Origin of the sequence: Idiomarina sp. Sol25 (assembly GCF_033052775.1) — a bacterium.
In the GTDB taxonomy this organism is placed as follows: domain Bacteria; phylum Pseudomonadota; class Gammaproteobacteria; order Enterobacterales; family Alteromonadaceae; genus Idiomarina.
Window position 1 is genome coordinate 53426 of record NZ_JAUPEW010000005.1, and the last position, 25287, is coordinate 78712.

A 25287-nucleotide genomic window follows, 5' to 3' on the forward strand; every position below is an offset into this window, starting at 1 on the left:
TGCTAATCCTCTGTGTTTTCGTTTTTCATGGATGCGTTATCAAGCGCTATATTAAGCTTGAGAACGTTCACCCGGGGTTGACCGAATAAGCCCAATTGCTTGCCTTCGGTGTGTTCATCAATTAACGCCTTTACCTGATTAAGTTGCAGACCGCGAGTATTTGCTATGCGCGGAGCCTGAAACTCTGCTGCTTGTGGGCTAATGTGTGGATCAAGCCCAGCGCCTGAAGCAGCCAGGAGCTCTGGAGGTATCTTGTTAGCGTCCACACCTTCTAAAGTTTGTATGGACTGGCTGCGAGCTCTTACCTGATCGCGTAACTCAGGATTAGAAGGTGCAAGGTTACTTCCGCCGGTTCCGGTTGGATCGTATCCAGCGGCGCTGGGACGGGCATAGAAATAATTCGGAGCCTGAAAGTCCTGTGCGACGAATTCAGATCCAATAGCCTTGCCGTCTTTTTCAATGATGCTGCCGCTGGCCTGATGCGAAAATAACTGCTCGCCTACCAGCGTTGTGGCACCGGTGTAGATAACACCACATACAATAATGAGTGTGGCGCTAAAGCGAATGCCTGTAATGATGCTGCCTGCAGAGCTTGAATTTAATGTAGTCATGACTCGCTCCTTAAATGAACAGACTGACGACTAGGTCAATAAGTTTGATAGCGATGAATGGCAGAACAATACCGCCAAGACCGAATATCAGCATGTTATTGCGTAAGATTTTCTCAGCGCTGTTACTTTTCAGCTTAACGCCGCGCAGAGCCAGTGGAACCAGAGCAGGAATAATCAAAGCGTTAAAAATTAATGCTGAGATAACGGCTGACTGCGGACTGCCTAAATTCATAATGTCCAGTGTCGACATTAACGGCAGGGCACTGGCGAAAACCGCAGGAATGATAGCGAAATACTTCGCAACATCGTTTGCCAGCGAGAACGTGGTCATTGCGCCGCGAGTAATCAGTAGTTGTTTACCCACTTCAACTACTTGCAGCAGTTTGGTTGGGTCGGAGTCCAAATCGACCATGTTACCGGCTTCTTTCGCCGCCTGGGTTCCCGAATTCATAGCAAGGCCAACGTCCGCTTGTGCCAGTGCCGGGGCATCATTGGTGCCGTCACCGACCATGGCGACCAAGTGTCCCTTTGCCTGCTCTTCGCGAATAAGGCTTAACTTATCTTCCGGCTTTGCTTCGGCGATAAAGTCATCAACACCGGCTTCCGCGGCAATTGCACCGGCAGTTACATGGTTGTCACCAGTCACCATGACGGTTTTTACACCAAGTTTGCGCAGTCTTGCAAAACGTTCTGCAACACCGGGTTTTATGACATCGGACAATGCAATAACACCCAGAATTCTATCCTGATCGGCGACTATTAACGGAGTTGCCCCCTGTTTGGCGACTTTCCCGATTTCAGCATTAAGGTTGTTTGGCCAGGACACACCCTTTTCTTCCTCGAAGGTGTGGATAGCGTCACCGGAACCTTTGACAAAAAACTCATCGTTGCTGATTTTTAGACCCGAAAGCCGGGTGGTTGGCGAAAAAGGAATAAACTCAGCGCCTTCCGGATAGCTTTCATCTAACCCTTTGCTTTGTTTCGCAAGCTTAACAATGGATTTGCCTTCAGGAGTCGGGTCGTCAACCGACGCCAGATAAGCTGCCTGAATGAGTTCGTCTTTGCTCACACCTTGCGCCGGGATGAAATCAGTTGCCTGACGGTCACCGTAGGTAATGGTTCCGGTTTTATCCAGCAACAAGATATCTATATCACCCGCTACCTCAACAGCCTTACCGGATTTAGCGATAATATTTGAGGTCAAAGCACGGTTCATTCCGGCAATACCAATAGCCGGAAGCAAACCACCGATGGTGGTTGGTATTAAGCAAACCAACAAGGCGATGAGCATGATGTAGTTGAGCTCGACATCGACAAAGGAGGCCAGTGCGGGCAGCGTCATGACGACAATAAGAAAGACCGCAGTGAGTGCTGCAAGCAGAACCGTCAGCGCTATTTCGTTCGGCGTTTTCTTGCGTTCTGCGCCCTCGACTAAACCAATCATTTTGTCGAGGAAACTGTTGCCCGGATCGTCAGACACTTTAATGAGAACTTCTCCGGTCAAAAGCTTGGTACCACCAATAACGCCGGAATGGTCTGTGTTTGCTTCGCGCAATACCGCCGCCGATTCTCCGGTTACTGCCGATTCGTTGACCGTAGCAACACCTTCAATAATTTCGCCGTCGGCAGGAATGTATTCGTCCTGTTGAACCCGAACAACGTCATTTTTTCGGAGATCTGTGGCTTCGGTTTTAACGAACTCACTGCCTTCTTTTTTGAACGCAACCAAGGCTTGTTTCGTTGCGCGGAGACTTGCCGCCTGGCCTCGTCCGCGGGCTTCCGCAACCGACTCTGCGAAATTAGCAAACCACAGTGTTACGAACAAAATTAAAGAAGTGATGAGCTCAAACCCGAAGCTCAGACCACTGGCTATTTTTATGCCTGTGGTCGCGATACAAATGACGGTTCCGATAAGAACCACAAACATTACCGGATTTTTCGCCATATAGCGGGGCGCCATTTTTTTCAGTGCGTCGACCAGAGCGCCTTTTATTGCTGTGGACGACAATGTTTTAGCTTGAGTAGTCATGATTAGCCCTCCACCCCAAATGATGCCAGCTGCAGTGCTTCACCAATAGGACCGATAACCGCCGCAGGAAGAAATGAAAGAAAGTTAAGAATGAGAATGACCGCGACTAAAGTGACACCAAAAGTCACACTTTCGACGCTTAAGCTTGCTTTGCTGGTTGGTATGGTGCGTTTTTTCGCCATCATTCCGGCTATTGCTAACGGAATAATTAAGGGCAAATAGCGACCTAGAATCAGCACAATGACGCAAGTGATGTTCCACCATACGGTATCGTCGCCTAAACCTTCGAAGCCGGAACCGTTATTAGCAAAAGCAGAAGTGTACTCATAAAACACCTGCGAAATGGCGTGGAAACCCGGGTTGCTGTTGCCCGTGAGTGCAGGCAGAGCAACCGTTATTGCAGTAAAGCCAAGAAGAACGATAGTTGGCAAAACAATAAGGCTGCCAAGCAGGGTTATCTCGCGGGTTTCCACCTTTTTACCAAAGAGCTCTGGTGTGCGACCAATCATTAACCCGGATAAGAAGACGGCTATCCAGACGTAGATAACAAAGTTAACAAAGCCTGAGCCTATGCCGCCCCAAATGCCGTTAATAAGCATGCCCGAGCGAGTCATAAGCCCGCCAACGGGGTTAAACGAATCGTGCATGGCGTTAACCGAACCATTAGAGCTTTGTGTGGTTAAGGTACCCCAGAGTGCCGACAGTTCAGGGCCAAACCGGGTTTCCTTGCCCTCCCAGTTGGGACCTTCTGCTGCCAGTTCATTGAATGCGGCATTAGGTTGAAGTTCGCTGTAAACCGTCAGGCCGATGAAGCTGGCGCTGAATGCGGCCATCACCACAAATGACATGACTCCGAATTTTTTACGCCGCACCATGCCCCCAGCTAAAAACACAACACCCATGGGTATAAGTACAAGCGCGATGGTCTCGACTGCATTCGATACAGGTGTTGGATTTTCCAGTGGGTTGCTGCTGTTGGGTCCGTACCAGCCTCCACCGTTAGTGCCCAGTTGTTTAATTGCCACCATTGAAGCGACCGGGCCAACAGGAATTGTTTGTTCGGTTACTTCACTCTGAGAGTCCAGGGTCTCGACATTCTGAGCACCTTTAAAGGTACTGGGTACACCTTGTGATGCCAGAATGAGCGCAACAACGGCTGCCAGTGGAATAAGTACGCGCACCACGCCGCGAACGACGTCAACATAGTAGTTGCCTAAATCGCGCTCCTGACCGTCTTTGGCAAATTTTTCGTCGCGACCACCGACCATACCGCGGAGTATAGCCACGCAGACCGCCAGCCCCATAGCCGGAGTTACAAGCTGCAAGGTAACAATTAAGGTGCCCTGTGACAGATAAGACAGTTGTGCCTGACCTGAGTAGTGCTGTTGGTTGGTGTTAGTCAGGAAAGAAACCGCGGTGTGAAGCGCCAAATCCCAGCTTAGCGGGCCAATGTCGTCAGGGTTCATCGGTAACACGTGCTGGAACTTCAAAATTAAAAAAGCAATGATGCCCAGTACGAGATTACTTAACAGAAAAGCGACGCCGTAGCTTTTCCAGGTCATCGAAACGCCGGGGTTAATGCCAATACAGCGATAAATAACTTTTTCGATAGGGTTAAAAAGTCGATCGGAGAAGTGCGCCTGGCCAGAGAATACACCGGTCATGTAGCGACCTAAAGGATAAGCCAGTGCGACCGCAATCGCCATAATAAGAATAATTTCAAACATAAAGCCCCCTTAAAACTTTTCAGGGGCAAACATCGCTACGGCAAGATATGCCAATAGCGATACGCCAATGAGTAGCAATAACCAAGTCATGTCAATTTCCTCTGTTGATGACTGAGACAATGGCAATGTATTGCGGGTGGGTGTAAATTCTCTAGAACGGAACATTGAAGAGGCGTAAAGATTTCGTAATTTTGGCGAATAACAGGCGAAATAGCGGAATAAAAATCTAAAAACACAGAGTGAGTTGATATCTCTATCAACTCAAGGTAGCTTCAGTCCATTCTCACTAAACTGAAGCCATTATGTCCTCTTTATTAAACTGGATGAAAACCCTGGGCACGATACCTTTAGCCCTTTGCGTTCTTTTTGTTGTCTTTCTGCCGTCGATTTTATTCGCGGCATTTATTGTCTGGATTTTCGAATTGCTGTTTTTAGACCTGGCGTGGATGTCCTGGCCAACTTTTTGGTGGATACTAGGAACCTGGGTTGTAACTATGATTATTGCGTTAGCTGGTCAAGCCGACAAGATTCTGTTCGGTACCCCGAAGTAAGTTGCCGGCTTAAACCTTATTGCTTATGGGTTGTAGCGTTTGAAAAATAAAAGAACGGATCCATAAGCAATATTTACATAACCAAATAATTCCAGGCCTTCCTGCAAAATTGACTTAAACTTTTGGGTGTAGGCTTCCTCAAGAATTTCATTCCAGAGTAAATTTCCACTGCCTAACGTGCGGCTGAGAACAAGCAGAGTCACTAAACCGATGACTATAAATAAGTAAGGCTTTGTTCCAATAAATTCAGAAGCCGGTTTTATTACTGATTTTTGGCAATAAATGACGACATAAAAAACTGTGGATAGGCTCAATATGGTAGCAGGCCAAACCCAGAAACCGTGCCATATGGCGTCCAGGAAGGAATCGGATTCACGTATCAGTGCACAGGTGAAAAATCCGCCTGCGAGCGCGAAAAATCCACGACTATCAGGATGTTGCCAAGTACCGTACCAAAAAATGATGGCAGTGAGTAATAGCAGGGTTTCCTGAGAAATTTCGGTTACCGAAAATTCGTTGAGGTTATTGCCAATAACTATGGCGTCGAGGTAAACCGCAATAAAAGGAAGAAGTGCAAAAAAGGTTAATAAAAAAAATTCGCCCAAGGCATAAGCGATACGGGAACACGCTCTTTTCATGTATAAATCTCTTTGTCCAGCATATATGAAACGACAGCAAAACATTTCTGATGCCAACGACGGGTGACGAGAAAGTCACGACTGCGGGCCCAGGTGTGATTAGCGGGACGCGCATTTTACACGCCGAAGCTTAGTTAGCAAGTACGGGAGCTTTTAAATTTATTAAACTTTACGCTTTCACCGCTCAGGTGTTCTCACAAAGTAGGCTTAGATAGGGATAAAGTGGCGTGTTGTTGACGAAGTTCGTCGGGCACAATGCCCAGCCAGCGTTTGCAGGCGCGTCGAAAGTTGTTGGGGTTACTGTAGCCCAGCTTCTGCGCAAGTTCGACGTTGCTGTAGGGGTGTTTTTGCAGCAGGTTCAGCAGTTTGTGTAGCCGCACCAGGTCATATATTTGCTGAAAGCTGTAGCCGTGACCCGCCAGTAGGCGTTTGCATGAGGAAAGGCTAATTCCAATTTCAGCTGCCAGCTCGGTTAGCGAGACGTCATGGTCCGTTTTAAGCTGATAATCCAGCCACTTAAAAACGCTTAGCATGACAGAGGCTTGAGCCTGTGTCTGATGCTGCATTTGGCAAAAGCTAAGTGCTTGATGATATTGGACTAAGTTGCGCTCAGGCGAGTGTTCCTGAAGTTGCTCCGTCGGAATAAAGAGTCCACAAATAGGGCGTGAGATTACTTTTTTTACCCATTTTTTCCAGGTGGGTAAGGGCGAAATATTCTCAGGCAGAGCAACATGCCATTGGTTAACGGCTAAGCCTCGAGCTCTACCCAGCATCAAAAGTATTGCTACACCAATTTTACAGTTGGCAGAATAGCAGAGTTGATTCATTTTCCCTGAAAGACCTTCAACCGGAATAAAGTCCAGTTGTAAGTAATTTTCAAAGCGCTGGGTGGGGGTAAATAAAAAAGGTTGTATCAGGCTTTGAAAGCGCGACAAATGAATAAGCGCCTGCTTTAGGGTTTGAGCATGAACGGTCAGGTCAATCAGTGGGTTCAGTCTGTCACTGAACAGTGTTTCTACAACCAATTGCCATAAGTGCGGGTCGTTAATTTTTTCTTCGGCAGACGTCAGTAACAACAGCATTTCATGGTCGGTAAGCCGAAAGTTGTTTATTTGCAGTTTCTGTTCAGATAATGAGGTGCCCCTGAAAAGCTCCGAAGAGGAAATGCCGCGCCTCTCGGCAAGTGGCAGCAGAGCCCGAATAAAGGGCTTACCAAGCAAACGGCGCTGGTCGCTAGTTGGCCAGGGGCGCATAGTGAGTCATCTCCTCAACTTGCGTGTGTAATGCAGTAATTGCATCAACAGCTGAGAGTTCTTCAACGCGGTGAGTATGCACTTCCACACTCATGTAATTGGGTAACTCAAGTTCGGAGTTTAGATTCTGAGCTATAACCTTCATTAACCTGTCGGCCTGAGATAAGCGAGTTTGCGGAAGCAGTATTAAGAAATGGTCACTGTGTTCCCGGCACAGACAGTCCTGAGGCCTTAGCAGTAACACCATTAACTCGCTGGCCTGATGCAGGAGTTCGTCTCCGGCTTTTGTACCCATTTCATGATTATACTGCGCGAAGTTCTTGAAATTAACGCTAACCAGTACAGTCGACTCTGCATCAGTACTGTTTTGTAACGCTATTTCCCGCTCAACCAGCTTGATAAAATAAGGGGTGGTGTATAGCGAGGTTAAAGGGTCGACCCACTGGTGAGACCTCAGGTTTTTTTCGCGTACCATAAGTTGTCGCGACAGCATTTTGTTTTCACGCCGCCATTGTGCAGCGGCAAAACTGATGATGATCAGCCCCACCGGAAGCGGAAAGGACTCGAGCCAGCTTAGTAACCGCAGTGCATCCGGATAGCGAAAAAATTCGTCTAATACGTCCAGCGTCATGGAAAAAATAAGCAGTAGACCGCCGCTGTAAAAGAGGTTAGTTACATTTCCCCGTGGCCGGTCAGTAACCGTAAATATGACAATTAAAATGGTCAGGAACAGGGTTGAACCCTCGCCAAGAATGTCCAGCGGATCAACGATTTCATAGGGTTTAACTACACCCAGTTGACTGCTAAGCAGCAAACAAACCAGAACCACTACGGCAATGAGCAGAACTCGCCAGTTGCTCATATAGCGTAAATTAATCATTCGCATTGAAGTCTCTGCATATCTCGTCTTTAGAAAAAAGACACTCTAACCTCAGGTTGTGACAGTTTGGTGACGCTGGTCTCGCTTTCTGAGCTTAACTGACCCGCATCAAAAGAGCTCATAAGTGGGTGATATGCATCCTCATATTGTCACTTTTTGCTTTTAAGGTATGTCGCATCAATCAAAAAACGACAGGGTTTGAATGATTATGAAGAAGACATACTTAGCTTGGCTTATTGCCGTTTCATGTGGCGCCTCCTCTCCGCTTATGGCTCAGGAAACACAGGACGAGAGTACGGATAAAACAGCCGAAGAAAAGCGAATTGAAGAAGTACTGACTATTGGCTATAGCGACTCAATTAAACGTGCTGTGCAAGAGCAGCGAGAATCCGGCGGTATTATCAATGTTCTGAAAAAAGATGACATGGGTAACCTGAAAGACGACAGCGTTAGTGACGCATTACAACGAATTCCGGGTCTATCTGTAGAACGAGACCAGGGTGAAGGACGCTTTATTCGGATTCGTGGCTTAGCACCTGATTTGAACTCGGTTTCGTACAACGGTACCTCCCTGGCCGCTCCTGAAGCGGGCACCAGAGCGGTAGCGTTAGATGTTATTCCGGCGGATTTGTTGGAATCGGTTGTGGTTAACAAAACGCTGACCCCTGATATTTCTGCAGGTAGCCTTGGTGGGAATATTGAACTGAAAAGCATGACAGCCTTTGATCGCGAAGGCTCGTTCTACTCTTTTACTACCGATATTGGTTATAACGAGCAGGCCAGCGAAACGAACCCGAAAGTTTCTGGCGTTGTTAGTAACACCTTTGATGTCGGCGATAAAGCGGACAGTTTTGGTATCGCCTTTGCGGGTAGCTATCAGGATCGCTCATTTACTACCGACAACGTTGAAACGGGCGGTAACTGGGACTTGGATGAGCCGGGACTGGAAGAATTTGAGCAACGTGCCTATTCGGTTACCCGTGAGCGAACCGGGTTAGCCTTAAACCTCGATTATCGTCCTTCTGATGATTCCGAATTCTACCTGCGCTCGCTGTACAGTGAGTTTGCCGATACTGAAATTCGTCAGGGTATTGTGACTGAGTTTTCTGATCCAATTGATGCAGAAGCTAGTGCTGGCGGTGAAATTGTCCGTGAGCTTAAAGACCGTAAAGAAACCCAGGAAATTACAGCAATTGTGCTGGGTACTAAACAGAAATTTGATGACTGGCATGTCACTTTGGAGGCAGGTACCAGCAAAGCCAGCGAAGATCAGCCTTTTGCTATTGGTGGCGCTAAATTCAAACAGGAATTCGATGACGGACTGGGCTACTCAGGTCTGAAGCGCTTGCAACTGAACGCGCCAGATACTGCTTATCAGGCGTCAGAGTACGAACTCGATGAAGTCGAAGTGAGTGACGCCTACACCGAAGAAACAGAAAAGAACGTTAAGCTGGATGTGGCTTATGACTGGTTACAACCCAGCTATCAGGTCACCTTTAAAGGCGGTATTAAGTTAAGCCAGCGTGAAAAGTCAGCAGAAGAAAACATCTTTATTATGGAAGACTTTGCTGACCTTGGTGTTACCGGGCTAACGCTTGCTGACTACGAAACCTCGTCAAATGTTGAGTATGGCCTGGATCGGTTTGGCCCCGGCGCTTCCGCCGACAAACTCTGGGATATGGTTAATACCTTCGAGTTACAAAATTTCCGGGATGAAGTTGAATCGAGAATCGCCTCTTACGAAATTGATGAAGACATCAGTGCCGGTTACCTGATGGCCGACATGGGCTTTGGCAAGTGGCAGGTTATTGCTGGCGCGCGTTATGAACATGAGGAACGAGAGGGTCGTGGTAACCGTTATGACGACGAACTGGAAACCTTTACACCGATTTCGGACAAATTCAGCGATGCAAACTGGCTACCCAGTGTGGTGACTCGCTACGATTTAAGTAATGACACTATTATTCGTGCGGCCTACAGCACTGGTCTTGTCAGACCAAACTTTGAACAGGTCAGATCCAGCTACTATCTGGAAAATGACGACGGCGACCTGAAGGCTGAATTTGGTAACCCGGAACTTGAACCATTAACCACGCAGAACCTCGATTTCGGTATTGAGCATTACGACGACACTCTGGGCGTTATTTCCGCCATGGCCTTTTACAAAGACATTGAAAACTTTGTCTATGAGGCCGATGTTGCCGGGCGCCCGGGTTACGAAAACTTTGATGAAGCCGTAACTTACATCAACGGTGATGACGCCTATGTTTATGGTTTGGAAATTAACTTTGTGCACCAGGTGTCTGGTTTTGATAACTGGCTGGATAACTTCTTAATCAATACCAACCTGACTTTCACCGACTCGGAAGCAACCGTTGACTGGACTGACGACGGTCAGCTTGTGTCGCGGGACATCCAACTGCCGAGCCAGTCTGATACCACAGCAAACTTTGCGCTTGGCTACGAAGTTTATGATGTCAGCTTACGCTTGGCTGCTAACTACAAGTCGAAGTATCTGGCCGAGCTTGGTGACGTTGAAGACAGCCGTTACGACATTTACGAAGACGACAATTTGACTCTGGACTTCTCCGCAAAATGGCTAATTAACGACCATGTCAGCCTTAGCTTTGCGGCTAACAACATTACCGACGAACCTTACTATGTTTACACCGGCCAGAAGAGCTATAACGCGCAGTACGAAAGCTATGGCCGCAGCTTTACTCTGGGTGTGCAGCTAATTAACTGGTAATACGAAATAACGGTATTTAAAGGATAACTATGAGAAATAAAATGATTTTAAGCGCAGTAGCATCAAGTTTGATGCTACTTGTCGCTTGCGGTACGTCAGCGACAGAAACGAATCTTCGCCATAAAGTCGCACTGAATAATGACTACCTGAAAGTTACTGCTGATGGACTAAGCCTGGGTGATAAACGCGTTGCTGAAGGTGACTTTTTCCATCTACGGACTATGCCGTTAAGTAATGGTGAAACTTTAGTTGGAGCAATGGAAGGTAACACTCAGGAGCTGTTTCTCTGGCGTGCTAGCGGCAAAGATGTACAGCCGGTGTGGAAGGGCGAAATTACCAGCCGCGTGGTAGAGGATATCTGCTTTTACGAGAGTAACGAAAACCAGCAACTGTCTGTATTTCTGCTTGGCGGTCGTGGCGGTGCAGAACAGCGGTTGTTAAAGCAGGACGAAAAGTGGCTAAAAGAACCGCTGGTTGTCCGCAATATGAACGTACCTTTTGACAGTACGGCTTGTGTTGTATCGAACGCGGAACAAAAGCTGTACGTTGCCGAAGCGGATCAGGCTGTGTGGGCGTATAACGCAGAGCCGGAAGTGGATCAGGGGCGCGACTTAATTGCAGCAGCCAAGCCTTTTGGGGTTATTGAAGGCGAAGTGAAAGCGCTGGAGTTGCTAGATGATGGAAGTTTGCTGGTGCTTGAAGAAGAGCCGCCGCGGTTGTTGGTGTATCGCCAGAATGAGCAGGGTTTTAAATTTGATAAAGCCTTTGCAATTGACGACGCTGAAGCACTAACCGATGTGTCTGATTTAGGAAATGGCGAGCTATTACTGACAGAAGAAGACATGACGGCAATGAGCAAGCTGACCATTGATACTCTGGAGTCAAAACAGCGCCCGGTTAAAAAGCCAGTGTCTCAGGTTGAGGCAACCCTGCAAACTGAACCCTCACCGTTACGCGGTGACGCAATTGATGATCCCGCTGTTTGGGTACACCCGGAAGCACCTGAGAAAAGCCGCATTTTGGCTACAGATAAGCGTACAGGTCTCTATGTTTATGACATGTCTGGTAACATTGTTCAGGAACTCCCTGTAGGCCGCCTCAATAATGTCGATGTCCGTGGCTCCTGGGCAGTCGCTTCTTTGCGTGACAACAACAGCCTGCAACTGTTCGATATTAGCGCAGACGGAGGGCTTTCGGTTGGCACTAATACCCTCACTGACATTGAAGAAATTTACGGTCTTTGCATGGGTTATAACGAAGCGACAGAACAGGCCTCTGTTTATGTAAACGGCAAATCGGGTGTTATTCAGCAGTTTGTTATAAGCAACGACGGCAAGATGGAAAAAGTAAGAGAATTGAGCGTTCCTTCTCAGCCTGAAGGTTGTGTGGTGGATGACAAAACACAACGTTTATTCGTTGGTGAAGAGGATGCCGCGGTATGGTTATTTGATGCCGCTGCTGATGGTTCAACCTCCGGTGAACCGGTTATCTTTGTTGACCAACACGAAGAGCTGGTCGCGGATATTGAAGGCGTCACTTTTGCCAATGTTGATGGTCGGGACTTGTTGTTTCTTTCCAGTCAGGGCAACGACAGTTACATTGTGTTTGAAGGGCAGGCGCCCTGGTCGTTGCTGTCGCACTTTCGTATTCGCACCAATACCGAGTTAGCTATTGATGGCGCATCAGAAACCGATGGCATTGACGTAACAACTCAGTCTCTGGGTAAAGGGTTTGAGCAAGGCGCTTTTATTGTTCAGGACGGACGTAACCGCATGCCGGAAGCGGGTCAGAACCTTAAACTGGTGCCCTTAGAGAATATTCTGAAAACCATTAAGTAAGTAGTTACTTCTTACATACTTACTGACAAAGCCGTCCGGTAGTTAAAGCTGTCGGGCGGCTTTTTTCTTACTGCCTGAAGTTGCTGCTTTCTGGCTACATAAAAGCGAGTGCATTGTCTAGACTTAGTGCAAAGACTCTAAATAGAGGAAAGCTATGACAGGTACTGAGCGGCAAGATCTTGGACTGTTCACAGATTTGTATCAGCTCACAATGCTCGATGCGTATTTACAGGAAGGCATGCAAGAGGACGCGGTTTTTACGTTGTTTGTCCGGCGGCTTCCGAATGAGCGAAAGTTTCTTCTGGCCGCGGGGTTAGCTCCCTTGCTTGAAACCATTGAAAATCTGTCGTTCAGCGATGACGATTTGCGCTACCTAAAAGAGCAAAACTTCTCTCAACAGCTTATCGATTATCTTCGCTATTTTGAGTTTACCGGGCAGGTCAGAGCGCTTCCTGAGGGTACGGTATTCTTTGAAAACGAACCCATTGTTGAGGTTAAAGCACCGCTGCCACAGGCGCAGCTTATTGAAACACTGGTAATGAATCAGATACACCTGCAAACCCTATTGGCATCAAAGGGAGCACGAGTTGCCCACGCGGCAGAGCAGCGGCCGGTTCTGGACTTTGGTGCACGCAGGGTACATGGCATCGATGCCGGCAAAAAAGGCAGCCGGGCACTGTATTTAAGTGGTATTGCAGCCACCTCAAATATGCTGGCTGCGCGAACTTATGGTTTACCCGTAGCCGGTACCATGGCGCACAGCTATATTCAGGCTCATGACTCCGAATATCAGGCATTAAAAAACTTCACCAAAGTATTTCCAGAAACGATCTTACTGATAGATACCATCGATACCTTAAAAGGCGTAGAAAAAGTTATTCAGTTGGCCAATGAGCTGGGCGATGACTTTAAAGTAAAAGGCATTCGGCTGGACTCCGGTGATTTGGGTGAGCTTGCTGTTAAAGCCAGAAAGCTGCTGGACGAACATAATCTTAACCATTTAGAAATTATTGCCAGCGGCGGACTGGATGAACATAAAATTGCTCAGCTAATAGCTGACAAAGCACCAATTGATGGTTTTGGTGTCGGCACCGGTATGGGTGTCTCCGACGACGCAGCGGCACTTGATATGGCCTACAAACTGGTTGAATACGCGGGTAAGGGGCGTTTGAAGCTTTCCAGTGGCAAGCCTGTCCTGCCCGGCGAAAAGCAAGTTTTTCGCGAGGCTGGAGACAGCTTCCGCCGCGACATTATTGCTCGTGCAGAAGAGCAGTTACCCGGAGAACCATTGCTGAAAAAAGTGATGCATAGCGGCAAAAGGTTGCCTTCTCACCAGCGCGACATTGAAGAAATTCGACAGTACGCGCAGCAACAGTTAAGTAAGTTACCCGAGTACGTCTCCTCGATAAGCAGCAAGGAGAAATCTTATCCGGTCGAGATAAGCGATAAGCTAGCGAGCTACCAGAAAGAAATAACCGAACACCTTAAACAAGAGGGTTAGCCCAGGTTTTAAGCGGAGGATATTCATGAAAGCGATTTTTGAACAAAACGATGCACTGATCATTGTGGATGTACAAAACGATTTTTGTCCGGGCGGCAAGCTGGCGCTGGATGAAGGCGACGAGGTTGTGCCCGTTATTAATGCACTGAGCGCTCAGGCTCAGGAGGCGGGCATTCCGGTCTTTGTTTCAAGAGACTGGCATCCGCGCCATCATGTGAGTTTTGACGAGCGCGGCGGGCCATGGCCCGAGCATTGTGTACAGGATACCAAGGGCGCTGAGTTTCACCCTGATCTTATTGTGCCCAAGAACGCCCGTTTAGTCTCTAAAGGGACTCGCTTCGATATTGATCAATATTCTGCGTTCGATAAAACAGGGCTGGTTTCGGAGCTTGTGCATCTGAATATCAAACGCGTATGGGTTGTCGGCCTGGCTCTGGAAGTGTGTGTAAAAGCTACGGCGGTAGACGCTGCAAAAAATGACTATGAAACCATTTTAGTGGAAGAGGGCACCCGCTTTATCGATAGAGCCGACGCTGAGAAAGCCAGAGAAGGGCTCAGAGAGGCAGGTGTTATCTTTAAATAATCATCCAGGAATCAATTATTAAGCGCTTGTTGATAATAGGCGAAGTCACTGTCACTGAATAAAACAAAACGTATCAACTTGAGATGGCTGAGCTTTTCAACATGCGCTTTTACAGTTTTTATTGCTAAATCTGTTGCTTCTTCGAAAGGGTAACCAAAAGCGCCAGTTGATATGGCCGGAAAAGCAATAGACTCGATTTTGTGCTTTTCGGTTAACTCCAGAGCATTTCTATAGCAGTCTGCCAGCAACTTATCGCTGGGTTCATCCGAGCCGTATACCGGGCCTAAGCAATGGATAACGTACTTATTGGGCAGATCGAACGCCTCAGTTATTACGGCTTCCCCTGGTTTAATCGGCGCTAGCGAGCGTGTCGCTTTCTCAAGTTCCGGGCCAGCTGCTCTGTGAATAGCTCCGGCGACACCACCACCCGTTTGCAGTTTGGCGTTCGCAGCGTTAACAATGGCTTCTATTTCAGTTTGTTGGTTAATATCACCGTGTACACATTCGTATTTCATCATCGTCCTCCGTGCCGTCCTTTTTATAAGATAGTGCATTAGATTCAAAGAGCGACTTTGTTTTTCCTAAACAAAATGACACGATCATTGACTATTTCAAGTTCTAACCGGAAATGCCGGGCTATCCACTGTATGGTTTCTGGTGTGTAAAAGCTGATATGGGTGGGGTCTCCTTTGTAGCTCCACAGGTTAAAGTCGTCAGCCGTTTCTTTTGTGAACATGCAGGTCATTACTCCCAGCCAGCCGCCGGGTTTGATCAGGCCAATTAACTGCGCCCAGCTCTTATCGGGCTCCCGAAAGTGTTCTGCGACTTCGGTGCAGGTGACAAAGTCGTACTGACAACTCAGCTGACCGGTATCCGGCGCATAATAGATGTCATAAACAGACATCTTCATTCCCTGTTTTTCAAGCATCAGGTTCAATGTTGGACCGGGGCCGGAACCAAAATCAAGACCTTTCATACCCGGAGACAGTTTCTCCAGTAAGGGGGTTGTCAGGTGGTTTAAAAACGCACGGTAGCCAAGATCGTTTGGGCCATTTTCATGATAGTCGTAAATGAGCTTCTCTTCGGCTTGAGACAGCAGGGTGTCAGGGTCTGCGAAAATAAGGTCGCACTCCGTGCAGCGAAAATACTGACACTTTTTATCTGCACAAAAAGGCTGGGATATTGAGGAACATAGAGTACATTGCATGGGGGTATGCTACCTCAGAGATTTCGAGTAAGCTAGTTTTTGATGACGGTAACCGACCAGAGAAATATGACAGCGTGTTCTATAAATTCCAGTCAGCGCATTGAGTTACTCGACATTCTCAGAGGCTTCTCTTTGCTGGGTATCTTGTTGATGAACATGGCGTTTTTTCAAAGCCCTCTAACAACGATTTCATTAGGCGTTGAAGGTAACGAAAGTGGCATTGATTACGCGATAGCCTGGAGCCTTTTTGTTTTTGCCGAAGGAAAATTCTACACCATGTTTTCCTTATTATTCGGTATTGGTTTTGTCATTTTTTATGACAGAGCGAAGCAAAAAAGCAATTTACCGAAGTGGTTGTTCTTCCGGCGTATCATAGTGCTTGGTCTTATTGGTGTAGCCCATGCTGTTTTTGTCTGGGCGGGGGATATTTTATTCATCTATTCTATAGCCGGACTGTTTCTATTGTTTTTTGTCAGAACCTCTGCGAGCAGGCTGTGGAAGTGGGGATTATTTTTTATCGCTTTGCCCGTTGCGCTTTTATGGTTATCTGCAGTTTCAATTCACTCTTCGAGCCAATCGTCAGAAGAAATACAGCAATATCAGATAGATGTTAACGAAATGCAAAGCTCTTTATCTGAGGTGGCAAGTTTTGCCAGCGAGGCATATGCCACTGGCGTTTATGAAAAAGTAACTGAAGCACGTATTGAGGAATTTGCTTTAATTTTTAGCAGTGAGATTGTCTTTACAATTTCGACCTTTCTGGGGCTATTCCTTCTGGGCGCAGCTCTTAGTCGGAGTGGGGTTTTTACAAGCTCCGAGCCCCAAACTAAAGTTTATAACAAGCTCATCATTTGGGGAGGAATACCGGGAATTTCCGCTGCGCTATACGCAAGTGCCTTACCGGCTACTGAAATGATTTTGCCGACAGTTAATGCGGCTTTGCTTTATTCGTTAATGCAAATTTCGTCTTTAGGGTTGTGCGTAGCTTATATGGCTTTTATTGCTTTAATGTTTTGTCGTAATAAAAAGCAGAATTGTATTTTGAAGAATATGGCTCCGGCTGGCCGTATGGCTTTGACAAATTATTTACTGCAATCCTTGTGTTTCACCACGTTATTCTATGGCTACGGATTTGGCTTATATGGCGAGCTGGGGAGGTTTGAAATGATGTTACTGGCTCTCGCTTTTTGGCTCTGTCAGTTGACATTAAGTCAGTGGTGGCTGCAGTACTTTAACTATGGGCCTTTCGAGTGGCTATGGCGCTTGGCTACCTATGGTCGCTGGCAAACATTCAAAAAAGTGAGACGTTGAGTGTTAGCGGCATTCCGATCCACCCTCTTATTTGAGCTGTATCTATAAAACCTATCAAAGCAAACGAAATCTTGCCTTTGAGTATGTCACTGTGTGTTGCTATAACTTACATAACAAGTAATCGATTTGAGCACAGAAAATAAGGAAAGCTAAATGACTAAATCAAGTGGTGGCGGTAAATGCCCTATCATGCACGGCAGCATGACCTCTGAGAAGAAAACAAACACCCATTGGTGGCCAAACTCGTTGAAGCTGGAAATTCTGCGTCAGCACGACACCAAAGCCAACCCAATGGATGAAGATTTTAACTACGCGGAAGAGTTCAAAAAAATTGACTTAGAAGAGTTAAAGCAAGATCTGAAAAACTTTATGACCGACAGCCAGGAGTGGTGGCCAGCAGACTGGGGCCATTATGGTGGTTTAATGATTCGTATGGCCTGGCACTCGGCGGGTTCTTACCGATTAGCTGATGGCCGTGGCGGCGGCGGTACAGGTAACCAACGCTTCGCGCCGTTAAACAGTTGGCCGGACAACGTAAGCTTAGACAAAGCGCGTCGGCTATTGTGGCCAATTAAGAAAAAATACGGCAACAAATTGTCTTGGGCTGACTTGTTCATTTTGGCCGGTACTATGGCTTATGAGTCCATGGGTCTTAAAACCTTTGGTTTTGCCGGTGGTCGTGAGGACATCTGGCACCCTGAAGAAGACACTTACTGGGGTAGCGAGAAAGAATGGCTGGCGGAAACGAAAAACCGTTACAGTTCAGATGAAAAGCGTGATTCACTGGAGAACCCACTGGCCGCAGTGCAAATGGGCTTAATTTACGTGAACCCTGAAGGCGTTGACGGTCAGCCTGACCCGCTTCGTTCCGCAAAAGACGTACGCGAAACCTTTAAACGTATGGCAATGAACGACGAAGAAACCTGTGCGTTAACCGCAGGTGGCCATACTGTGGGTAAGTGTCACGGTAATGGTAAAGAAGAGAACTTAGGTCCTGAGCCGGAAGCGGCAGATGTGGAAGAGCAGGGCATGGGCTGGCGCAACAGCGGCGGCAAAGGCGTTGGTCGCGACACCATGAGCAGTGGTATTGAAGGCGCCTGGACGACCAACCCAACTCAGTGGGACAACGGTTACTTCTACCTGCTGTTTAACTACGAGTGGGAACTGAAGAAAAGCCCGGCCGGTGCGTGGCAGTGGGAGCCTATCGATATTAAAGAGGAAGACAAGCCAGTTGACGTCGAAGATCCGTCCATTCGCCATAACCCCATTATGACAGACGCTGATATGGCAATGAAAATGGATCCGGACTATCGCAAAATTGCAGAGAAGTTTTATAACGACCCTGAGTATTTTGCCGATGTATTCGCCCGCGCCTGGTTCAAACTGACGCACCGCGACTTGGGTCCAAAAGACCGTTATTTAGGCTCGGACGTGCCTGAAGAAGACCTGGTTTGGCAGGACCCGATTCCGAAAGTGGATTACACCCTAAGCGAGCAAGAAATTGCTGACTTGAAAGAGAAATTATTAAACACAGAGTTAACCTCTTACGAGCTGATTTCTACCGCATGGGATAGCGCACGTACCTTCCGGTGTTCGGATTTCCGTGGCGGCGCAAATGGCGCTCGCATTCGCTTAGCGCCGCAAAAAGACTGGCACGGTAACGAACCGGAAAAGCTGCACAAAGTCCTTCGTGTACTAGAAGAACTGCAGTCGACGCTGGATAAAAAAGTCAGCTTGGCCGACTTGATTGTACTTGGCGGTACGGCAGCCGTTGAGAAAGCTGCAAAAGATGCTGGTTATAACGTAACGGTTCCATTCGCGCCGGGCCGTGGTGATGCAACCGACGAACAGACCGATGTAGAAAGCTTTGAGCCTTTAGAGCCATTGCATGACGGTTACCGTAACTATCTGAAAAAAGATTACGCGGTACCGGCGGAAGAGCTGATGCTGGATCGCACCCATTTGATGGGCTTAACGGCACCAGAAATGACGGTTCTTGTCGGTGGTATGCGTGCTTTAGGTGCGAACTACGGTGAGTCTGAGCACGGTGTATTTACTGACCGTGTCGGTACCTTAACTAACGACTTTTTCGTTAATCTGACCGACATGAACAATGTCTGGAAGAAAGCGGATGACCATTACGAAGTTCGCGATCGCAAAACTGACGAGCTGAAGTGGACAGCAAGCCGCATTGACTTAGTCTTCGGTTCAAACTCTATTCTACGTTCATATTCAGAGTTGTACGCTCAAGACGACAACCAGGAGAAGTTTGTAAAAGACTTTGTGAAAGCCTGGACTAAAGTCATGAACGCAGACCGTTTTGATTTAGCTTAATACTGAATTAGCTGGTTAATGAAAAGGGGCGCTTAGTATTAAGCGCCCCTTTTTTGTTCTCCATGGTTTCGTTGGTGGGTCGTTGATCGCTAAGCGAAGCAGAAGAGTACAATAGAGGTAGAAATACGAACTTAAGGAGGAAGTATGTCCAAAGTATTATTGATAACAGGTGCCTCAAGCGGTATTGGTGAAGCTACTGCCCGAAAAGCGGCGAAAGAGGGGTTAAAACTGATATTAACGGCGCGTCGGAAAGAAAAACTGGATGCGCTGGTTAAGGAGTTTGGTGCGGATAATGCCATTGGCGTGGCTGCCGATGCCGGAAATTATGACGAGTTAGCCGAGGCTGTAAAGCAGGGCGTTGATAAATTTGGTCAGCTGGATGCGGTATTTGCTAACGCCGGAACCGGGGTTTCGAGCGCAGGAACCGAAGAGGGCGACCCGGATGAATGGAAGTCTATGGTGGATGTGAACATCAATGGTCTTCTGTACACGGCTAAACTGACCTTGCCGCACTTGCGTAAAACTACCGGCCACTTTTTGATGACAGGCTCTGCCGCCGGGCGAATTACACTAAAAGGTTCGGTTTATGGTGCGACTAAGTGGTTCGTTCATGGCTTTGCCCAGAACCTGGCCGAAGAAATGAAAGAGTGGAACGGCCGTTGTACAACCATAGCCCCGGGTATGGTTAATACGCCGTTTTTCGACGAACCTAAGCCGGACAAACTAGACCCTGAAGACGTTGCTGACGCGGTGTTGTACTCAATAAATGCCAATTCGCGTAATTGTGTGCGTGAAATGTTCTTAATGCCAGCGTATTGATTCAGCTCAGGTTAAGAGACATTATAGATAAACGACAATAGTTATCATTTAATCCCCCTCAAGGCTCCTGTATAATTTGAAGTCTGATTATGACATGAGCCTTGAGGAGTACTCGTGTTTTCCCGATTCTTTTTCCCTATTGCCTTAATAGGCACATTACTTTTCTCCGGTCAGGCTTTGGCCAGTTCTTCAGCGGATACTCAAAGTTCTGATATGCGTCAGTTATTGCAATTGGCGGAATACGTTGGCGTAGATTATTCCGAAGCGGTAGCCAACGGACAAGTCATTAACCCCGATGAATACAGTGAAATGAACGAGTTCGCCGGCCTCATTGGTGAAAAGACTGAACAGGCGCCGCAGGCGGTGCAAGCCGAAATGCGTCAGCTGGTGGATAAGCTCAAGCAGCTGATTAATGATAAAGCCGATCCGGAAGCGGTGGTTACGCTAACCAGTGAGCTAAGAGACACCCTGTTGTCGGCTCTGCCAAAATTAAGTCTGCCATCGAAATTGGCAAGTGAAGCGCAGGTGAAACAGCTATTTCAACAAAATTGTGCTGCCTGTCATGGTGCGAGTGGCCAGGGAGATGGTCCCGGTGCAGCCGGACTGGAGCCTGCGCCGACTAACTTTACCGATCGTGAGCGCGCTAATAATCGCTCATTACTGGGGTTATTTGACGCTGTTTCCGATGGCATCGACGGTACGGCAATGGCGTCTTTTAGCCATTTAAGCGAAGAAGAGCGGTGGGCGTTAACCTTTTACGTGGGCAGTCTGGCGTTTAATGACAGTGCTGACTCTGAGCAAAAAGTCGCGTTGAACGAACTCATTAATTACAGCCCAAATACCTTATTGCAGCGCGGTATTTCGTCTAACGCTATTGATTACTCGCGTACTCACGCCCGTAATTACTTTTCTGAAAGCTCAGTAAACAGTCCTATTGCAATTGCCCAGACAACCCTTGGTCAGGCTTTAAAGGCGTACCAACAAGACAATTACAGCGAAGCTAAGCGGTTGGCTATTTCGGCGTATCTCGATGGTTTCGAGTTAGCTGAAAACTCCCTTAATGCCAAAGCTCCGGAGCTAATGCGGACCATAGAGCGTGACATGATGGCGTTGCGTGGGGTTATCAGCAAACCCGGCAAGCTGCAGCAGGTAGAGCAAATGACAGCGCAGTTGCAACGGGAACTGGACGTCGCGGCGAATACACTGTCGGAAGATCAGCTTTCAGAGTCTGCATTGTTTGCGGCAAGCGTCGTTATTCTGTTACGCGAAGGGCTTGAAGCCTTACTCATTGTGCTGGCAATTGGCACAGTACTGGCGCGTTCCGGACGCAAAGACGGTCTGCGTTATGTGCACGCGGGATGGCTCACGGCGCTGATTGCGGGTGTTGGCACCTGGCTGGTGGCGGAATACTTTATCAGCATTAGTGGTGCCAGCCGTGAGATTATTGAAGGTGGCGCCGCGCTGCTGGCCGCCGTTATACTGTTCTATGTGGGTAACTGGATGCACAGCAAAACCCAGTCGCAGCAGTGGCAACGCTTTATTCAGGAAAAAGTTCAGACTCAGCTAAAGCAGGGCGCTTTATGGGGTCTTGCCGGTCTTGCCTTTTTAGCCGTGTATCGAGAAGTGTTTGAAACTGTATTGTTCTATCAGTCTTTATTGTTGCAGGCGCAGGACAATGGCAGCAGTGTCGGCTACGGTTTTGTCTTTGGCCTGGTGGTTCTGGCGCTGGTGGCCTGGGCTGTCATTAAATACTCAGTCAAACTGCCAATGAATACGTTTTTCAAGTTCACAACGTACATCATTCTGGCTCTGGTCTTTATTTTGCTGGGCAAAGGCATTAGTGCCCTGCAGGAAGCTGCCTGGTTTAGTCATACGGCGTTTCCAGTGGATGTCACCTTTGACTGGCTGGGTATTTACGCCAGCTGGGAGACTTTAAGTGCGCAACTGGTGTATTTGATTCTTGTGATGGTTTTATTTAAACGGCAGATTTCATCAAAATTGAATAAAGTCGTCTAAAAACTGTCATATTAAGTCTTTAACATGCACCACAACTTAACATTGTTTGGCAATACTCCCTGGTTAAGTTTTTATGCCCCCAGTATTTGGGGGCTTTTTTTTTGGCTGTTTTAGACTAAAAAGTGTATTTCACCTGCACCCCAAACGAACGTCCGGGCTGACTGTACTGCTCCGTCGAGGCTTCGCTCTGAAGGCCTGCCACACTCTGGTAAGGCACATAATACTTATCTGTTAAGTTACGCGCAGCAAGGTTAACTTGCCAGTTTGTCAGTGTGATACCTGCCAGTACATCAACGGTTGTGTAGCCCGGTGTGTGAATAGATTCATCGGCTGGAACGCGACTCATGCTGTCTACTGCAGTAACAACGCCGCGCACATACCAGTCGTTGCCGTGGTAACCCACTGAGGCATTGCCGGAAAGCGGTGACAAAGTGGTCAGATAGTCGTCTGTTGTTTCATCTTTGCCGGTTGTGTAGGCCACTGACGAAGCCAATTGAATGTTGTCATTCAGCCAGTGAGTCACTGAGGCTTCAACGCCTTTTATCGTCACTTCGTCCTTATTAATATATTGATACTCGACGCGATCTACGCCCGGAATATAGGTGGGACTGGTTCCGACAACCTGAGTATCGATAAAGTCGTCAAACTTGCTGTAAAAGGCGGACAGATTCCAGCGAGTGTTGTTATCCGCAAATTTCAGGCCGGTTTCCAGCGAGCGGCTGCTCTCAGGATCTAAGTCGGGATTAGGCAATATGGCATAAAAAGGTTCGATACCGTGGTTCTGGTAGGCCTGATCATGAGGTGGAATTTTAAAGCCTTCGGCGTATTGAAGGTATCCGCGAATATCATTTGAGAAAGTGTATATAGCCGCCAGTTTCGGTGACAGAGCCGTTTCACGTATATCACTTAATAGCGACATATCGTAGAGTGCATTGTCTTGAGGCGTCATGCGGTAATGGTCGATACGAACACCTGCAATGAATTTAAGAGGCATATTTTTCAGCTGGATGTTGTCCTGCAGGAAGAGCCCGGCTAACCAGGTTTCAGCACCAGGAAAAGCTTTTTGCGGTTCGTTGTCCTGCAGTAAGGTGCCGTCTGCTGCTGTGCGAGTTTTAAAGCGTGGTCGCTCAGTGTCGTAGTAGTCAACATCGAACCCAAATACCAGATCTTGTTCCACTTGGTTGCCGGGCAACAGGCTTTCACCCTGCCAGCGAGCGCCAATAATGCGTTGTTCAAAGCCGTAATCGTTGTTGTCGATATAAGGACCGCCCTGGTTCGCACCTTGCGCTATCTGGTCACTGTTTTGCTCGTAGTGACTCAAATACAACTGCCAGTGTTGGGTATCGGTCAGCCAGTTACTGTTATTATTGAGATAGTCGATGGAAAAGGCGGTTTGTTTGTCTTCATCCTCGGTTTTCTCAGGCGGCTCCTGCAATTGCTCATTGCTTTGCTGGTAGTGGTCCAGAGTAAACTTCAGCTCATTGTTATTCTCAAGCGCGATAGCCCACTTAGCCAGCACACCAACACTGTCGTAATCAAACTTCGGTAACGACTCTTCATAGTTCTGGGTTTCGTTTCCTTTGCGGGCGGTGAGCTGAATGGATGTCTGTGATCCGGAAAACTGTTTTGCCGCCTGCACACCTAAACTGCGTTCGTCTGCAATGCTATCAAAACCTGCCTGCAGGGAAAGTGCGTTTGATTCACCCTGTAGCATATCGTCAGGGTCAGGCGTCGTCAGAACAATAACCCCACCCAACCCGTCGGAGCCGTAGAGTGGCGATGCAGCGGCTTTAGCTACCTCAACTTGACTCAATTGTGAGACGTCCAGATAGCCCCGGCCAACCAGATATCCGCCACCGCCGGCATAGGCGTCGTTTAAGCGTCGGCCGTCTTTAATATAAACTACCCGGTTACCGCCAATGCCACGTATTGAGAGGGTTTGTGCCTGACCCTGGCTGCCGGTTGAACTGATGCTGGGGTCATACCGGAAAATATCCGACAGACTGTTGCTAACCTGAATATCAATTTCTTCGGCTGTCACCACACTGACCGCACCGGCAACTTCTTCCAGTTTTTCTTTACTGCGTGACCCAGTTACTACCAGTATTTCATCGGTTTCCAGCGTGGGTTTTGCCAAGTCAGCTGCGTAAACGGTGGTTTGTAAGGTAGCGAAAATTGCTGTCGCCAATAAGCTTTTTGCAAAGCTGCGAGTTGTCTTATGTCTTTTATTCACTTTTCATCTCCAATCCTGACTAACACGTCGTATGAAAAAATCAATAAGATCTAAACGAAAATGATTTGCATTTGCAAGTGAAAGTTACTATTTTTGATTTAGGACAAAAAAGAAAACCTAATTCAGGAGTTTTATTGTGATGACAGGACGACAGTTTCTGGTTCATACCGGCGCCGCTTTTCTATTGTTATTTTCGTGGTTCGGACAGGCTGAGGATACGCTGGATAAGGAGGTTAACCAGTTAATAACCGCAGGCGGAACCTTAACCGACATCGTGTTTGCGCTGAATAAAGACGACAGTCTGATTGGCGTAGATACTTCCAGTACCTCACCTGCGGCTGTCAACAGGTTACCGAAAGTTGGTTACTACCGTAATTTATCAGCTGAAGGCGTTTTGAGCTTTGAGCCTGAGCATTTGTGGGTTCTGGAAGGTGGTGGTAGCGATAAAGTGTTGCAGCAAATTGAGCGGGCCGGAGTTTCTGTGGTTGTATTTGATAAGCCGACGTCGCTTCAGGAGCTGTACGAACTAATCGAAAACATGGCGGATCGCTTTGGTGCGAAAGCCGAAGGAAAGCAGGTTATTGCCGGTATAAAGTCAGATTTGACGACTACTAGCTCGCGTAAAGAACCTTTGAAGGCGCTGTTTGTTCTGCAGGCGTCAGAGCGAGGCGTGGTGGCAGCCGGGAAAGATACTGTGCCAGATCTTCTGTTCGGCTTTTCCAATATTGCTAATGTATTTTCCCATTCCGGGTTTAAAACTGTATCGGCTGAATACCTTTTAGTTGAGCAACCCGATTTTTTAATGACCCCTGAGCATGTCGTACGAAGCCACGGCAGTAAAGAAGCGTTTTGTCAGGCGCAGGCACTTAAGCTACTGGAAGCTGGGAAGACTTGCCGGGTTTTGGTTATGGACTCTTTGCTGGCGCTTGGTATGACAACCCGAATTGCAGAAGCTCAACAAGTGGTTGCTGAGTTTGCCAATGAAATAGCGGCGGGCAGGAAGTAAG

20 protein-coding genes are annotated in these 25287 nt (G+C 47.6%); 10 read left to right on the forward strand and 10 right to left on the reverse strand.

Annotated elements, in window-relative coordinates:
• Positions 1 to 2: 2 nt before the first annotated feature.
• Genes kdpC through Q5L94_RS14270 form a run of 4 tightly spaced genes read right to left on the reverse strand, consistent with a single transcriptional unit; the run spans position 3 to position 4532 of the window.
• Complete coding sequence (gene kdpC / locus Q5L94_RS08775) at positions 3 to 611, reverse strand: potassium-transporting ATPase subunit KdpC (protein ID WP_317498063.1); 609 nt, start codon at positions 609 to 611, stop codon at positions 3 to 5.
• Between the two features lie 10 nt (positions 612 to 621).
• Positions 622 to 2640, reverse strand: coding sequence for a potassium-transporting ATPase subunit KdpB (kdpB, locus tag Q5L94_RS08780; protein ID WP_317498064.1), 2019 nt, complete (start codon positions 2638 to 2640; stop codon positions 622 to 624).
• 2 nt (positions 2641 to 2642) lie between these two features.
• Positions 2643 to 4367 carry a potassium-transporting ATPase subunit KdpA gene (kdpA, locus tag Q5L94_RS08785; RefSeq protein ID WP_317498065.1) on the reverse strand — a complete coding sequence of 575 codons (1725 nt, stop codon included), beginning with the start codon at positions 4365 to 4367 and terminating at the stop codon, positions 2643 to 2645.
• A 9-nt stretch (positions 4368 to 4376) separates the two neighbouring features.
• Positions 4377 to 4532, reverse strand: a complete 156-nt coding sequence (locus Q5L94_RS14270) for a potassium-transporting ATPase subunit F (protein ID WP_411161935.1) — start codon at positions 4530 to 4532, stop codon at positions 4377 to 4379.
• A 137-nt stretch (positions 4533 to 4669) separates the two neighbouring features.
• Here Q5L94_RS14270 and Q5L94_RS08790 point away from each other — a divergent pair, with 137 nt between their 5' ends.
• Positions 4670 to 4918: a hypothetical protein gene (locus Q5L94_RS08790; protein ID WP_317498066.1), complete on the forward strand. Its 249-nt coding sequence runs from the start codon at positions 4670 to 4672 to the stop codon at positions 4916 to 4918.
• A gap of 23 nt (positions 4919 to 4941) precedes the next feature.
• On the opposite strand, the gene Q5L94_RS08795 is transcribed toward Q5L94_RS08790, so the two are convergent.
• The 3 genes from Q5L94_RS08795 to Q5L94_RS08805 all read right to left on the reverse strand — a co-directional run bounded on the left by Q5L94_RS08795 (position 4942) and on the right by Q5L94_RS08805 (position 7695).
• Positions 4942 to 5556 (reverse strand): hypothetical protein, encoded by a 615-nt coding sequence (locus tag Q5L94_RS08795; protein WP_317498067.1) that lies wholly within the window; start codon positions 5554 to 5556, stop codon positions 4942 to 4944.
• 194 nt (positions 5557 to 5750) lie between these two features.
• Complete coding sequence (locus Q5L94_RS08800) at positions 5751 to 6809, reverse strand: helix-turn-helix transcriptional regulator (RefSeq protein ID WP_317498068.1); 1059 nt, start codon at positions 6807 to 6809, stop codon at positions 5751 to 5753.
• A complete protein-coding gene (locus Q5L94_RS08805; RefSeq protein WP_317498069.1) occupies positions 6790 to 7695 on the reverse strand; it encodes a GGDEF domain-containing protein in 906 nt (301 codons plus the stop codon). Before Q5L94_RS08805 ends, Q5L94_RS08800 begins: the two co-directional genes overlap by 20 nt.
• A 202-nt stretch (positions 7696 to 7897) precedes the next feature.
• Here Q5L94_RS08805 and Q5L94_RS08810 point away from each other — a divergent pair, with 202 nt between their 5' ends.
• The 4 genes from Q5L94_RS08810 to Q5L94_RS08825 all read left to right on the forward strand — a co-directional run bounded on the left by Q5L94_RS08810 (position 7898) and on the right by Q5L94_RS08825 (position 14360).
• Complete coding sequence (locus tag Q5L94_RS08810; protein WP_317498070.1) at positions 7898 to 10438, forward strand: TonB-dependent receptor; 2541 nt, start codon at positions 7898 to 7900, stop codon at positions 10436 to 10438.
• Between the two features lie 29 nt (positions 10439 to 10467).
• Positions 10468 to 12276, forward strand: a complete 1809-nt coding sequence (locus Q5L94_RS08815; RefSeq protein ID WP_317498071.1) for a phytase — start codon at positions 10468 to 10470, stop codon at positions 12274 to 12276.
• A 154-nt stretch (positions 12277 to 12430) separates the two neighbouring features.
• Positions 12431 to 13777 (forward strand): nicotinate phosphoribosyltransferase, encoded by a 1347-nt coding sequence (locus Q5L94_RS08820; protein ID WP_317498072.1) that lies wholly within the window; start codon positions 12431 to 12433, stop codon positions 13775 to 13777.
• Between the two features lie 25 nt (positions 13778 to 13802).
• A complete protein-coding gene (locus Q5L94_RS08825; protein ID WP_317498073.1) occupies positions 13803 to 14360 on the forward strand; it encodes a nicotinamidase in 558 nt (185 codons plus the stop codon).
• 11 nt (positions 14361 to 14371) lie between these two features.
• Here Q5L94_RS08825 and Q5L94_RS08830 read toward each other — a convergent pair whose 3' ends face one another.
• On the reverse strand, positions 14372 to 14878 hold the full coding sequence (locus Q5L94_RS08830) for a macro domain-containing protein (RefSeq protein WP_317498074.1): 507 nt from the start codon (positions 14876 to 14878) through the stop codon (positions 14372 to 14374).
• Positions 14879 to 14919: 41 nt separating this feature from the next.
• Entirely contained in the window at positions 14920 to 15567 is a 648-nt protein-coding gene (locus Q5L94_RS08835; protein WP_317498075.1) for a class I SAM-dependent methyltransferase, read from the reverse strand.
• A gap of 276 nt (positions 15568 to 15843) precedes the next feature.
• Between Q5L94_RS08835 and Q5L94_RS08840 the strand changes: the two genes are divergently transcribed.
• From Q5L94_RS08840 to Q5L94_RS08855, 4 genes are all read left to right on the forward strand, one after another.
• Entirely contained in the window at positions 15844 to 16878 is a 1035-nt protein-coding gene (locus Q5L94_RS08840) for a DUF418 domain-containing protein (RefSeq protein ID WP_317498076.1), read from the forward strand.
• Between the two features lie 153 nt (positions 16879 to 17031).
• On the forward strand, positions 17032 to 19212 hold the full coding sequence (gene katG, locus Q5L94_RS08845) for a catalase/peroxidase HPI (protein ID WP_317498077.1): 2181 nt from the start codon (positions 17032 to 17034) through the stop codon (positions 19210 to 19212).
• A 144-nt stretch (positions 19213 to 19356) separates the two neighbouring features.
• Positions 19357 to 20031, forward strand: coding sequence for an SDR family oxidoreductase (locus tag Q5L94_RS08850; RefSeq protein ID WP_317498078.1), 675 nt, complete (start codon positions 19357 to 19359; stop codon positions 20029 to 20031).
• A gap of 114 nt (positions 20032 to 20145) precedes the next feature.
• The gene (locus Q5L94_RS08855) at positions 20146 to 22047 is read left to right on the forward strand and encodes a cytochrome c/FTR1 family iron permease (RefSeq protein WP_317498079.1); all 1902 of its coding nucleotides are present in this window, start codon (positions 20146 to 20148) and stop codon (positions 22045 to 22047) included.
• 115 nt (positions 22048 to 22162) lie between these two features.
• Here the strand turns inward: Q5L94_RS08855 and Q5L94_RS08860 are convergent, their stop codons facing one another.
• Positions 22163 to 24280, reverse strand: coding sequence for a TonB-dependent hemoglobin/transferrin/lactoferrin family receptor (locus Q5L94_RS08860; RefSeq protein ID WP_317498080.1), 2118 nt, complete (start codon positions 24278 to 24280; stop codon positions 22163 to 22165).
• A 139-nt stretch (positions 24281 to 24419) separates the two neighbouring features.
• Here Q5L94_RS08860 and Q5L94_RS08865 point away from each other — a divergent pair, with 139 nt between their 5' ends.
• Entirely contained in the window at positions 24420 to 25286 is an 867-nt protein-coding gene (locus Q5L94_RS08865; protein ID WP_317498214.1) for a hemin ABC transporter substrate-binding protein, read from the forward strand.
• Position 25287 lies beyond the last annotated feature (1 nt).